The organism is Clostridioides sp. ZZV14-6154 (assembly GCF_020657785.1).
Taxonomy (GTDB): domain Bacteria; phylum Bacillota; class Clostridia; order Peptostreptococcales; family Peptostreptococcaceae; genus Clostridioides.
This window is the reverse complement of the sequence record NZ_JAGWCY010000005.1, coordinates 163350-177790: the sequence shown is the minus strand read 5'-3', so window position 1 is coordinate 177790 and position 14441 is coordinate 163350. Positions and strand designations below refer to the sequence as shown.

Annotated in this window: 10 protein-coding genes; 6 read left to right on the top strand and 4 right to left on the bottom strand. The window is 28.8% G+C overall.

Annotated features, from left to right (window positions below; translation table 11 throughout):
• Positions 1 to 41 precede the first annotated feature (41 nt).
• The 5 genes from KGF45_RS12650 to nhaC are packed head-to-tail and all read left to right on the top strand — an operon-like array spanning position 42 to position 6523.
• Complete coding sequence (locus tag KGF45_RS12650) at positions 42 to 416, top strand: ornithine aminomutase subunit alpha (protein WP_227827852.1); 375 nt, start codon at positions 42 to 44, stop codon at positions 414 to 416.
• Entirely contained in the window at positions 410 to 2614 is a 2205-nt protein-coding gene (gene oraE, locus KGF45_RS12645; protein WP_227827851.1) for a D-ornithine 4,5-aminomutase subunit OraE, read from the top strand. The genes KGF45_RS12650 and oraE overlap by 7 nt, the downstream gene beginning before the upstream one ends.
• On the top strand, positions 2614 to 4023 hold the full coding sequence (locus tag KGF45_RS12640) for a GlmL-related ornithine degradation protein (RefSeq protein ID WP_227842674.1): 1410 nt from the start codon (positions 2614 to 2616) through the stop codon (positions 4021 to 4023). Before oraE ends, KGF45_RS12640 begins: the two co-directional genes overlap by 1 nt.
• Positions 4008 to 5072: an ornithine racemase Orr gene (gene orr / locus KGF45_RS12635; RefSeq protein ID WP_227842673.1), complete on the top strand. Its 1065-nt coding sequence runs from the start codon at positions 4008 to 4010 to the stop codon at positions 5070 to 5072. The genes KGF45_RS12640 and orr overlap by 16 nt, the downstream gene beginning before the upstream one ends.
• Positions 5073 to 5101: 29 nt before the next feature.
• Positions 5102 to 6523 carry a Na+/H+ antiporter NhaC gene (gene nhaC, locus KGF45_RS12630; RefSeq protein ID WP_227827848.1) on the top strand — a complete coding sequence of 474 codons (1422 nt, stop codon included), beginning with the start codon at positions 5102 to 5104 and terminating at the stop codon, positions 6521 to 6523.
• Positions 6524 to 6657: 134 nt separating this feature from the next.
• Here the strand turns inward: nhaC and KGF45_RS12625 are convergent, their stop codons facing one another.
• The 3 genes from KGF45_RS12625 to KGF45_RS12615 all read right to left on the bottom strand — a co-directional run bounded on the left by KGF45_RS12625 (position 6658) and on the right by KGF45_RS12615 (position 11651).
• Positions 6658 to 8013, bottom strand: a complete 1356-nt coding sequence (locus tag KGF45_RS12625; protein ID WP_227842672.1) for an APC family permease — start codon at positions 8011 to 8013, stop codon at positions 6658 to 6660.
• Positions 8014 to 8049: 36 nt separating this feature from the next.
• Complete coding sequence (locus tag KGF45_RS12620; RefSeq protein WP_227842671.1) at positions 8050 to 9270, bottom strand: M20 metallopeptidase family protein; 1221 nt, start codon at positions 9268 to 9270, stop codon at positions 8050 to 8052.
• Positions 9271 to 9638: 368 nt separating this feature from the next.
• Complete coding sequence (locus KGF45_RS12615; RefSeq protein ID WP_227827845.1) at positions 9639 to 11651, bottom strand: sigma 54-interacting transcriptional regulator; 2013 nt, start codon at positions 11649 to 11651, stop codon at positions 9639 to 9641.
• Between the two features lie 612 nt (positions 11652 to 12263).
• On the opposite strand from KGF45_RS12615, the gene KGF45_RS12610 reads away from it, so the two are divergent.
• Positions 12264 to 12914, top strand: coding sequence for a Crp/Fnr family transcriptional regulator (locus tag KGF45_RS12610; protein ID WP_227842670.1), 651 nt, complete (start codon positions 12264 to 12266; stop codon positions 12912 to 12914).
• 142 nt (positions 12915 to 13056) lie between these two features.
• Here KGF45_RS12610 and KGF45_RS12605 read toward each other — a convergent pair whose 3' ends face one another.
• Positions 13057 to 14433 carry an MATE family efflux transporter gene (locus KGF45_RS12605; RefSeq protein WP_227827843.1) on the bottom strand — a complete coding sequence of 459 codons (1377 nt, stop codon included), beginning with the start codon at positions 14431 to 14433 and terminating at the stop codon, positions 13057 to 13059.
• Positions 14434 to 14441 lie beyond the last annotated feature (8 nt).

Sequence of the window (14441 nt, the reverse complement as noted above, 5' to 3'; positions counted from 1 at the left end):
TTGGAAAATTCACTTAAATTGATATGAATGGGGGAATGTTCATGAAAAAAAGAGAGGATGATTTTGAGGTTAGAAGAAAACATCTTCAGAAATTGAGTGATGATGAGTTAAAAGAAAGATTTTGGAGTTTAGCTACCCAGATAGTAGAACCAATGATAGACCTTGGTAAAAAGAACACAACACCATCAATAGAAAGGTCTGTTTTGTTAAGAATGGGATTTTCTTCTCTTGAGGTAAAACCTATTTTAGAAGGTGTTATGGAAAGAGGTCTTATAGGTAAGGGGGCAGGGCATGTAGTTTATAAGTTTGCTAAATCTAAAAATATATCAGTTAGAGAAGCTGGTTTATTATTAGTTAATGGTGAATATTGGGATGAAGTTACATGTTTATTTAGAGAAGGGGTAGAATCATGTTAAAGGAAAATAAAAAATTAGATATAGACTATATATTAAAAGATTTGGATAAATATAAACCAAAAAGAAGAGGTTGGGTTTGGAGAGAACACTTGGAAAATCTTGAAATGGGACCTTTTGAATATAAAGACTGTACAAAACCTTTAAAGAAGAGTATAGGGTTACCATCATCTAAATATTTCAATAATATAGACCCTCAACCAAGCCCAGTTATTACTACTGAAATAGCTTCTGGAAGATTTGAAGATGATATAAGAAGAATGAGGATGGCAGCTCATCATGGTGCTGACCACTTAATGGTCATTAGAACAGCTGGACAATCGCATTTTGATGGACTTATAGAAGGTACTCCTCAAGGTATAGGTGGTGTTCCAATAACAAGAAAACAAGTAAGAGCTCAAAGAAAAGCTCTTGACTTTATAGAAGAAGAAGTTGGTAGACCTATTAATTACCATTCATATGTAAGCGGTGTTGCAGGTCCTGAAGTAGCAGTAATGTTTGCTGAAGAAGGGGTCAATGGAGCACATCAAGACCCACAATATAATGTTCTATATAGAAATATAAACATGGTAAGATCTTTTGTAGATGCTTGTGAAGCTAAACAAATAATGGCTTTTGCCAATATAGCTCAAATAGATGGAGCACATAATGCTAATGCTACTGCTAGAGAAGCATGGAAGGTAATGCCTGAACTTATGGTTCAACACGCTTTAAATTCTATATTCTCAGAAAAAATAGGAATAGATAAAAGTAATATATGTTTATCAACAGTTCCACCAACAGCACCTCCAGCACCATGTTTAAGAATAGACTTACCTTACGCTGTTGCACTTAGGGAATTATTTAGCGATTATAAGATGAGAGCTCAAATGAATACTAAATATATGGAATCATCAACTAGAGAAGCGACCGTCACTCATGTATTAAATTTATTAACATCAGTTTTAACTAGAGCTGACATACAATCAACTATAACACCTGACGAAGGTAGAAATGTACCTTGGCATATATACAACATAGAAGCATGTGATACAGCAAAGCAAGCTTTAGTTGGTATGGATGGTCTTATGGATATGATAGAACTTAAAGATGTTGGCGAATTAAGATACAAAGCAAGAGAGCTTAAAGAAAGAGCTGTATTATATATGGAAGAAATATTTGAAGTTGGCGGATATTTTGAATCTGTAGAACAAGGATTCTTCGTTGACTCAGGAAATTATCCAGAAAGAAATGGTGATGGAATATCTAGAAAAATAAAAGGCGGAGTTGGTGAAGGTACTGTTTATGAAAGAGATAAAGATTATTTAGCACCTGTAACTGCTCACTTTGGATACAATAATGTAGCTCAATACGATGAAAAAGCTATAGAGAATCCATCAATATTAATAGATGGATGTACATTTGAAAATCCAGACAAAATAATATACATCGATGAACTTGATGATTTTGATAACGTGGAAAACAGACTAAAAGAATCAGAGGAATACAGAAGTGGAACTAAAATCAAGCCTGAAATGGAATGGTGTGCAGATGGAATTGTAATGATAACAATGATGCTTCCTACCGATAAAAGAACAGCTGAGTTTGCAGCTTTGGAATTTGTCAAAAAAATGAATTTACAAGAAGTTGAGGTTATAAGTAGAGAAGTTATGCATGAATCTGAAGGCACTAGGATAGAAGTAAAGGGAAGAGTTCCATTTGATATAGATTTAAATGATTTAGTAATACCAGAAGAGCCTAAAGTACTAACTGATGAAGAAATAAGAGCAGATATAGAAGAAAAACCTATGAAAATAGTTTCAGCAACAGTTGGAGAAGATGAACATTCAGTTGGTTTAAGGGAAATAATAGATATAAAACATGGTGGTATTGAAAAATATGGTATAGAATGCCATTACTTGGGAACTTCTGTACCTGTAGAGAAATTAGTAGATGCAGCAATAGAGCTAAATGCAGATGCAATACTTGCATCTACAATAATAAGTCATGATGATATTCATTATAAAAATATGAAGAAATTACACGATTATTGTGTAGAAAAAGGTATAAGAGATAAAGTAATGATTGCTTGTGGAGGAACACAAGTAACACCTGAAATAGCCGTTGAACAAGGAATAGATGCTGGATTTGGAAGAAATAGTAAAGGTATACATGTAGCCACTTTCTTAGTTGAAAAAAGAAGAGAAATGAATAATAAATAATGAAGAATAAAAAAGTTTCTCTAAAAATAGATGTGTTGGTAGCTGAAATAGGAAGTACTACCACTGTGGTAAACGCTTTTCATGATATTGATACTGATAATCCTGTATTTTTAGGTCAAGGTCAGGCTCCAACAACAGTGTTTGAAGGTGGCGATGTAAGAAATGGCTTATCAGGTGCTATTAAAGATTTAGCTAATAAATTATCTGTAGATGATATAAAATATAATGATATGTTTGCAACTTCTAGTGCAGCTGGTGGATTAAAAATGACTGTTCATGGATTAGTATATGATATGACAGTAAAAGCAGCTAAAGAAGCTGCTCTAGGAGCTGGAGCTGTTATTCGTCAAGTAACATCAGGTAGAATTAAAAGAACTGATTTAAAGAAAATAAAAGAAATAAATCCCAATATAATTTTAATAGCTGGTGGAGTTGATTACGGAGAAAGAGATACAGCTATTTATAATGCCGAAATGATAGCTTCTATGAATTTAGGTATACCAGTTATATATGCTGGTAATGTTGAAAATCAAGAGGAAGTAAGATTAATATTTGAAGATACAAATTATAAGCTTTATATAACAGAAAATGTATACCCTAAAATAGATTTATTGAATATAGAACCTACAAGAAAAATCATTCAAGGTGTGTTTGAAGATCATATAACTACAGCACCAGGAATGAAGTATATTAAAGAAATGGTTAATGAAAATATTACTCCAACTCCAGGGGCTGTAATGGAAGCTTCTAAACTCCTATATAAAAATATTGGAGATTTATTAACTCTAGATGTAGGTGGAGCAACTACTGATGTACATTCTGTTACAGATGGAAGTGACTATATTAATAAAATATTAGTTAACCCTGAACCTGTAGCTAAGAGAAGTGTTGAGGGGGATTTAGGTGTATATGTAAATATGAAAAATATAGTAGAAGTTATAGGCAAAGAAAATTTACAAAATGAATTATCTATAGATATTGATAAAGTAATAGATAATTATCCGCCAATACCAAAATCAAAAGAAGAAATATTATTTGTCGAGAGATTGACAAAAGAAGCTGTTATTAAAGCTATGTTAAGACACTCAGGAAAAATAAGAAATATTTATGGAACAACTGGAAAAATCAAAATTGCAGAAGGAAAAGATTTAACAGAAGTAAGATATATAGTGGGTACAGGGGGAGCACTTACTAGGCTCCCTAGTAGAATTAAAATATTAGACAATATAACTAAATACAATAAAAATAAAGAATTACTATTTCCAAAGGAAAAAACAAAGATATTGATAGATAGTGACTATATTATGGCTTCTATGGGTGTTTTGTCTAAAAAATACGAAGAAGCATCTCTTAAGCTCCTACTAAAAAGTTTGAACTTCGAGGAGGAAAGATTATGTACCCTAGATTAGAAATAGATATAGAAAAATTAAGACATAATGCTAAAATAATTTTACAGAGTTGTCATGAAAGAAACATTAAAGTATCTTTTGTAACTAAATCATTTTGTGCACAAAAAGAAATAGTAGAAGCAGTATATAGTGAAGGAATAGACTATATAGCAGATTCAAGAATTCAAAACTTAAAAAAATTACAAGATATAAATTTACCCAAAATGCTTATTAGAATACCCATGATAAGTGAACTAGAAGAGGTTATCAATTATTGTGATATAAGTTTTAACTCAGAATTAGAAACTATAAAGAAATTAAATGAGTTATGTGAAAGTAAAAATATTATTCATAATATAGTTCTTATGTTTGACTTAGGAGATTTACGAGAAGGTTACTTTTATGAAGAAGACCTCTTTAATAGTATAAAAGAGATAGTAAGATTAAAAAATATTAAAATAGTTGGTATAGCTACAAACTTAACTTGTTATGGAGCTGTTATACCATCTAAAGAAAATATAGGTAGGCTAGTAAGTATAGCTCAAAAGATAGAAGGTAAATTTGGAATAAATCTAGAAATAGTATCAGGAGGTAACTCAAGCTCTATACATTTAATGACAAGTAATAATATGCCAGAAGGTGTTACTAATTTGAGAATAGGTGAATCTATTCTACTTGGTAGAGAAACCGCATATGGCAAAAATATAAATGGGACATATCAAGATGTATTCAAATTAATATGTCAAATAGTTGAATGTAAAGAAAAGCCATCAGTTCCTATTGGTGAAATAGGAGTTGATGCTTTTAGAAATAAACCTGTTTATGAAGACAAGGGAATCTTAAAAAGGGCAATCATAGCAATAGGTAAACAGGACATAAATATTGACTCTTTAATTCCAATAGACACTGATATAAAGATATTAGGGGCAAGTTCAGACCACATGATATTAGATGTAAGTAATACAAAATATGACTATAAATTAGGCGACAATGTAGAATTTTTATTAACTTATGGAGGCATCGTGTCATCTAGTACGAGCGAATATGTTTCAAAAAAAATTATAGTGTAGTGTTCAAATAATTAGGAGGAAATTATTTTATGAAAGAGCGAGAATGTAGAAAAGCAAATCTGTTTGATGCAATGATACCAATTACTTGCTTGATATTATTTTTAAGTTTAGGGGTATTAATGTATGGCTCATCACCTCATGTACCACTAATAGGAGCTGCAGCAGTAGCAGGACTTGTAGCTGTATATAGGCTTGGATTTAAATGGAAAGACCTAGAATTAAGTATGTTCAATAGTATAAAGATGGCAATGCAAGCAATCTTAATCATAATTATAATAGGTGTACTTATAGGAACTTGGATAGTAAGTGGAGTAGTTCCATGTATGATTTACTGGGGGCTAAAAATTTTATCACCAAATATTTTTTTAGTAGCATCAACACTAGTATGTGCAATAGTATCTCTTGCAACAGGTTCATCTTGGAGTACAATGGGTACAGTAGGTGTAGCACTTTTAGGAATTGGCCAAAGCTTGGGTATGCCAACTGGATTAATAGTTGGTTCTATAATATCTGGAGCTTACTTTGGAGATAAACTATCACCTTTATCTGAAACGACTAACTTAGCTCCAGCTATGGCAGGAACAGATTTGTTTACACATATAAAATATATGCTATATTCAACTATACCATCATTATTAATTTGTTTAGTAATTTATGGTGTAATCGGAATGAAGTATTCAGGTCAAGCATTAGACATAAAACAGATAGAGTTAATTAGGTCTACATTAGATTCTACATTCAATACTTTATCACCAGTATTATTATTAGCTCCAGCAATAGTAATTGGATTAGTTATATTTAAAGTTCCTGCGATACCAGGACTTATAGTAGGTGCTGTATTAGGAGTATTGTTTGCAATAGTTTTCCAAGGAGAATCTATGAATGTAATATTAGACGCAGCACAAAATGGATATGTTTCATCAACACAAATAGAAGAGGTAGATGCTTTATTATCTAAAGGTGGGATTATGAATATGATGTCCACTGTATCTTTAACAATATGTGCTTTATCTCTTGGAGGTATTTTAGAAAAAACAGGCATGCTTGAAGCAGTAGCTTCTTCTTTACTAAGATTAGCAAAGGGTGTATTTGGAACAGTATTATGTACAATGGTAACTTGCACGGTTACTAACATAATAGCAGGTGAACAATACTTATCTATAGTTATACCAGGAAGAATGTATAATAAGGAATATAAAAAGAGAGGTATACACCCTAAGATGTTGTCAAGAGCTTTAGAAGATAGTGGAACTTTAAGTTCTCCACTGGTACCATGGAATACATGTGGAGCGTATATAACAGCAACATTAGGGGTATCTGCATTAACATATGGTCCATATGCATTATTAAATATTATAAATCCATTGGTATCTCTAGCATTAATTGCATGTAAGTTTAAAATAGCAAAAATAGAAGATGAACCTGAAACTTGTTTGAATTTTGATGTTTGATTATAGTATTTAATATATGTTACTTATTAGAAAAAATAAAGACCTAAACTTTGTGTAAATAACAAAATTTAGGTCTTTATTGACTTTTTCTATAAATTTAAAATAAAAAAGAATGTCAAGTAATCTATAAAATATTACTGAATTTTTTCTCTTGGGATATACAATTTTGAATCTTCTGATTTATTTTCGCACTCACATTCATTTTTTTTATTTTTTTTCATAAGTACATATAAAGGTGCTATCAATAACATTGCTCCTAGTCCTATCAAAACCCTATTTTGAGTTACAGGTTTTGACATATCTTCAAGCCAAGCTTGTTGTAACAACCATAAACTACCTAATATAGCTACTGTTGGTATAACAGGACCAAAAGGAATTTTAAATGAAGCCTGAATATCTGCTCTTTTTCTTAAAACTATTACTGACAAACAAGTTGGTATGTATTGAGCAAATCTGGCAATTACACTCATTACTGCAAGCTGTTCAAAACTTCCAGTTAATACAAGTGGTATACAGAAGATTAAAGACATTATTATTGCTACATATGGAGCATCATATTTATTTGTTTTTCCTATAAATGCTGGAAGAGAACCTTCTTCTGCTAGAGCAGAGCCACATTTAGGAGTTACTATTGAAGAACCTATATTTATTCCGAATATAGATATTAATGTTGCTACAGATATAAAGACTTTGCCATAATTACCTAAAAATACGCTTGAAGCGTCTGCGATTGGAATACTATTTTCAAATAGTTTGTCTCCAAGTATACCCATACAGACAACTTGAATTAAGATATAAATTATTGCACATATAAATATTGTAGTTATTAATGCTATTGGAAGATTTTTTTTAGGATTATCCATTTCTCCACTTGCTACAACAAATGATTCAAATCCAGTAAACGCGTAAAATACTAATATTATAGCAGGTCCTATACTGGAATTTACAACATTACCTGAAGGAACAACATTATCAAATTTTATAAAGAATATTCCGATTATTACAAAAATTATTAATGGTACTAATTTAGCTATAGTTATTACATTATTCATTATCTTTGTGCTTTTAATTCCAAATAAGCTGTTTATTGAAAGTAATGTCACTAATGTCACTGCGATATACCCTTTATATTCAGTAGCAGCTTCTGGCCAAAATGCGCCTAAAGCTGTTGCAAATCCTACTGCTAGTGTAGACCATGATATGATTCTAATAACCCAAGACATTGTACCAACTTCAAAACCTATAAAATCACCAAATGCCTTTTTGGAGTATAAATATGCACCTCCATTTTTGTCAAACATACTTCCAGCCTCTGCAAAACATAAAAGTATTGATAGAACTAGAAGTGTAGCAAAAATATATATAAATATACTGTTTTGGCTTGCTAGATTGTAAACTTTACCTGGTAGTAAGAATATACCTGAACCTATGATACTATTAATTCCTAATAATATCATACTAAATAACCCTAATTTTTTAGCTTTTTCCATATTAATTTATCTCCTATTCTTTTATTAATTACCATATTAATTAAAATATAAAGTATTCATTACATGCATCATAACTCCTATTGGCAGACAATCCTCATCTACATTAAATTTAGAGGTATGAAGAGGTGAAGTCAGCCCTTTTTCCTCGTTTTTGCACCCTAAATGGAAGAAGGCTCCTTTGCAATGTTCTGTATAAAAAGAAAAATCTTCTCCACCTAATGAAGGGTTTGTTCTCAGTATAAATTTTTCTTCTCCAAGTAATTCCTTAGTATTTGAAATAACAGTATCTACTAATTCCTTTTCATTTATAACAGCAGGGTAATTTTCGTCACTCACATATAATGTTCCAATACATCCAAATGCAGATGCTGTATCTTCAACAATTTTAGTAATCTTATTAATTACAAAATCCCTTGTCTCACTATTTAAAGTTCTCAATGTACCTTCTAATTTTACATCTTCACATATTACATTATGTGCATCACCACCATATATTTTGCCTATAGTCAAAACTGCAGCATTATTTGGTTCTAGGTTTCTACTTATTATGGTTTGTAGTGATGTAACAATTTGTGAAGCTGTGACTATTGCATCAATACCATTTTCAGGGTATGCACCATGAGCTCTTTTACCCTTAACACTTATTTCTATAGTATCAACACTTGCATTTAATGTGTCGTATTTTGTTTCAATAAATCCTGTTTTAATGTGTGGCATGACATGAAGCCCAAATATATAATCAGCTTTAGGGTTTTCTAAACACCCGTCTTCAACCAAGAATTTTGCTCCACCAAAACCTTCTTCTGCTGGTTGAAATAAGAATTTTACATTTACATTTAGACTATCTTTCATTGAATGGAGTACTTTACATGCTCCAAGTAGCATTGTTGTATGCGCATCATGACCACAAGCGTGCATTTTTCCATTATGTATTGATTTGTAAGGTATATCGTTTTCTTCTTCTATAGGAAGCGCATCCATATCTGCTCTTATACAAATAGTTTTATCTGCATTTTCCTTTAAAATGTATGCCATAATTCCATTGTGTTTTGTAAATTCCATATAATCAATTCCTATTTCTTTTAAATAAGAAATGACTTTTTGTTTTGTAAGATTTTCCTCAAGAGCTAATTCTGGAATTCTGTGTAATTCTCTTCTAACATCTATTAACCAAGGTTTTATAGAATTACAACTTTCTATTACAAAATCTTTTTCTAATTCTTTAACTTGATTTTCTAATTTTAAAGCTGGTTGCATTTTTATTCCTCCAATTGCTTTTTATTGTTTTGTTAATATAGTTAAGCAATTATTATGCCATATTTTTTTACTTAAGAATTTTGTTTTTTATAAAAATATTGAATAAAAAAAATCATTATATTGTATGAAAAGTATGAAAAATAAATATTATATTGCAATTTTCAGTAAAAAATCTTATTTTGGATAAAGATTATGCTATATATGAGTGTTTATAAAGAAAATAGGAAAATTTTTATGTATCCTATTCCTATTAATTCCTATTAATTAGATAAAAATAAACTATAATTTTTATGTATTTAGCAAACAAAAAAATCTACTAAGGAAACAAATTATTCCCTAATAGATTTTTTATTTAATATTTGATAAACTTATAGAGTTTCATACTTTAATTTATTATAAAAGGTTTCTCCTTTTTGAGTTATTTTACTTCCATATCTTCCTGAATTACAAATTATAAATTCTTCTTTTTTTAGATATTCAAATATTTTTTTTATTTTCCCTTCAGTAATTTGAATATTTTTATCTAGTAATCTTTGTAAAATTAGTCCTCTACCAATACCAACATCTGATTCTTTATTTAAGATTAACACTTCTAGTATATTTAAAATATCATTTTTATTATACTTTAGTTTTAATGGGGAATTCTTATTATCTAAAGTTCTTAAGTTTGGAGGTAAGTCCTTTTCAAGTACAATATCATCACACATAATATTTAAATAAGATGTTACATTTTGGAGTTCTCTTATATTACCTTTCCATTTATAGTTTTGTAGAAGCTCTTTTGCTTCTGGTGTAATCAATAACTTTTTATTAATTAAATCTTCCATAATAATTAAAATATCTTCTTTTCTTTCCCTTAAAGGAGGTATATTTATTGGAATTGTATTTAATCTATAATATAAATCCTCTCTAAATTTACTATTATCAATCATTTGTTCTAGATTTTTATTAGTAGCTGATATGATTCTAACATCTATATTAATTATATTATGAGAACCGACAGGCATTATTTGTTTTTCTTGAAGAACTCTAAGGAGCTTTGTTTGTAGTTCTAAGGGCATGTCGCCAATTTCATCTAAGAATATAGTTCCATTGTTTGCTAGCTCAAATAATCCTTGTTTTCCTTCTTTTAGACCACCAGTAAAAGTACCTTTATCATATCCAAATAACTGACTTTCTAGTAAGTTTTCGGGAACAGCTGCACAATTTACTGCTATAAATGGCTGATTTTTTCTAGTTGAATTATTGTGTATAGATTGGGCTATGAGTTCTTTACCAGTTCCACTTTCACCTCTAATAAGTATACTTAAATCAGATTTAGAAACTTTTTTAGCTAAATCTATGCATTCAAGCATCTTTGGGCTATTTGTTTTTATATCTTTGAATGTATATTTTGCTATTTGTCCTTTTTCTCTTAATTTTTTAGTTAAATTTTGTTCTAGCTTTTTTATGTATGTTATTTCTTGTAAACTGTAATATGTACCCATTTTTTCATCTTTATTGTATATGTTTTTTTTATTTACATTTATATACTTTTTATCAAATATAACAACCTTGTCCAATATCTCTTTTTCATTTAATAAAACCTTTAAACTATCTATAAACACTTCTTCAATATGTTTACCATAGATATCTTCTTTTATATTTAAGATGTCTTTTACTTTACTATTATATGTATTTATTACACCATCTTTTGAAGTAAATAATATTCCATCTTTTGATAAGTTCAATATTGTATCTAATTCTTCTATCTTTAAAAACAGTTCCTTATATTTATCTTTTATACCTGTGTCTAAACTTATTATTTCTTCTGAGTATTTAACTAGATTAGATTGTATTTCTTTTGAATCGATTTGTAATAAGTTTATTATTTCTATAAATGTAGAAATATCTATATATCTATGACCTAAATCAAAAATATCTGAGATAAAACTAGGGACTTTTTCTGGAACTCCTGGAGTTATAGCTATCTTTATATCTTTATAATTATTTTCGTTCATATATGGAACTGGTCTGATATTAGTTACTCCAATCTTATAAAATAAGCTTATAGTCTCTAAAGTAGTTTCATCAGAATCATTTACAATTAAAGCATTTGTACCTTGTGGTAAGGATAATAAATCATATACTTTATCTTCCTTAAAAGTTCTTCTTATTACAATAACTTTTTTCTTGTCCAATATATTATTTATAATTTTATCTAATCTCTCTACAGACATTACTAATATTACGTCATCGTTTATAATATCATCATCATTTATTTCATTTATAAAATATCTGTTAATTTTTATGTAATCTCCAAAAACTAACTTTAAGTTATTTTCCAAAAAATCTATTAAATCTTTTCTGCTATCATTTACCAAAGCTACTGATTTTTTCATTGATTTCTCCTTATTTATATAATAAATAGTTTTTAATAATATTTACAGGAAGGTTATTTCCATAATCAATATATCTCATTGTATCTAAAATGGTACAAAACTTATACAATATTAATACTTAAACTATTCAACATTATTAATACTATAAAATAATTTAATTTTAATATCTTTTTTATGTAACATCAATAATTTTATATCTAACTTTTTAAATTTAATAGAGTTTTATACAAAAAAGAAGGTGCCTAGATATGATTTTTTGAGAATCATACATAGAAACCTTCTTCCTTATAATTAAATCTTGTCACCAAATCCCCCTAATTGTTGCTTAAAATCTAAAATGTATGTATATTTTTCATTTCTATTCGATTAAATTATAATATACATCTAAAAAATTTATTTTAACAAATTCTATTGATAATACAATTTCATAAATATAGAATTATATTAAAATAAATAATATATGAAAATATATATGTATAAGTTTATTCTGCTTGAGTAGAATAGATTTGTCAAGATTAATTTAATTGTTATATTATCTTTTGTTAAAAATTAATCTAAATTAAAATATATAAATAGAATATTTTACACAATATATCATAAAAGGAGAATTTAATGAAAGCAGAAGAAACGAGCATATACCCAATTATTAAAAATAACTTAAATCAAGTATCCATTGTTGAATATAAAAAAGGGCAAAGATTTGTAGCGTCAGATGAAGATTTACAAGAAGTCTTTTTTATAATAGAGGGAGTTGCATTAGTAGAATGCTCTACTAGAGGAGGAAATAAATTTCTTGTTGATATTGTACCAGAAAATGAATTTATAGGTAAAATTAGTTATATATATGAACATAATTTGAAATGTGATATCTTTGCGAAAACTAATATAAAATTATTCCGATTTAAAAAAGATGTCTTTGATGAGTTATACCTTAAAAGAGATTTTATTGAATTATTTCACAGTAAATGTACAAGAAGAATATATGAGTTGTACAAGACTAGAATGGTAAGAGAATTATTTTCTTGTACAGAAGTCATTGCCTATTGTATATTAAAAAAACAAGAGAATAGTACATGTAAAGCAAAGTATATTCGTAATTTTAGTGAAATTTATTCAATCAGTAGAAAGAGTAGATACCATTCCCTATTGAATTTAATTGAAAAGGGTATAATTAAAAAAATAGATAGTACATATGAAGTTTTGAATTATGATAAATTATATAGATTAGCATTTGAAGTAAAGGAATTTTTAGAAGATAAATAGTTATAAATATTATTGTTATTTCACTTAAATATAATATAATAATTTCTATAAAAAATAGCTTCACTGAAAACTAGAAATAATTTAGCTGTTTTCAGTGAGACTATTTTAAAGTATTATATACTACTAAAATATACTATTGTTATTAATCAATTTCTTTAACTATGTTAATAGCCCATTTTTTAGATAATGCTCTAGGTACACCAAATATAAATTTTACAACTTCTTCACTGTAAGTGAGTAGAACAAGGATAAATATAGGTGCCCCTTTAAATGCAGCTATAAAAGTTAAAGGAAGTGAAGCTAACCACATACATCCTAATTCTAAAAATAGAGCATATTTAGTATCTCCACCACTTCTCAAAATACCAATTATAATTAATGTATTAAATGATTTTAGAGCCATTAGTATACCCATTATAAAAAATATTTTAGTTATATCAGAAGACAAGCTATCAGAAACACTGAACATCTTTAATAATAATGGGATATTTAAAATTAAAATAATTCCAAGTATTAAACCAGCTAAAAACACTAGTATAGAAAATTTCTTAGCATATTCAATGGCTCTTTTGATATGGTCAGCACCAAGTTCATTACCAAGCATAATAGATGCACCAGATGCAATACATACAGCAGTCATTATAAAGAAGTTACCTGTACTAGTTGCTATTTGACTTGCCGCTATAGCAGATGTACCTGCCCTTGAATAGGCAACAGAATACAGAACAGTTCCAACTGCCCATGCAGAGTCATTTACAAATATAGGGAAACTCTTTGATGAAAAAGATTTGATAAAAATCTTATCAATAGCCTTTAGATTTTTCAAACCAAATTTTAATATATAGTCTTTTTTATAAAAATAGACATAAGTAAGCATTAAAATTAATTCGCATATTCTTGCAATTACAGTTGCTAAAGCAGCTCCTTTTACGCCTAATGCAGGAAGCCCTAAATTACCAAATATAAATCCATAATTTAAAATAACATTTGTTACAAGAGCAAATGCACTGCAAATCATACCTAACTTAGGATTCCTAACACCTCTAGAACCAGTACTAAACACTGTACTTATAGCTATCAATGGATAACTAAATACTGCAATACTAAAATACTCTATACAAAGTCTTACAACCTCTGAATCATAAGAAAATATGTGTATTATTGGTTTTGGCGTTAGTAGAGCAGGGATAACAAATACAAAACTTAAAGCTAGTGCTAATATACAGGTAAGACCTGTAACCTTTCTTATATTACTAATATCTTTCTTTCCATAAAACTGTGAAATAAAAACTCCAGCTCCACCTGTAATACCAGATAGAGACATATTAAAAAGGAAGAAAAATTGGTTTGCAACTCCAACTGAAGCTACAGATACTTCACCTAAACTACTTATCATAACTGTATCTATTACATTTACAGATGTAGAAATTAAGTTTTGTATGATAATAGGTATACATAAAGATAGAAGTATCTTGTAAAACCTTTTATTTTCATCCTTTAAAGAAAACAATGCTTGCAAATAATCCT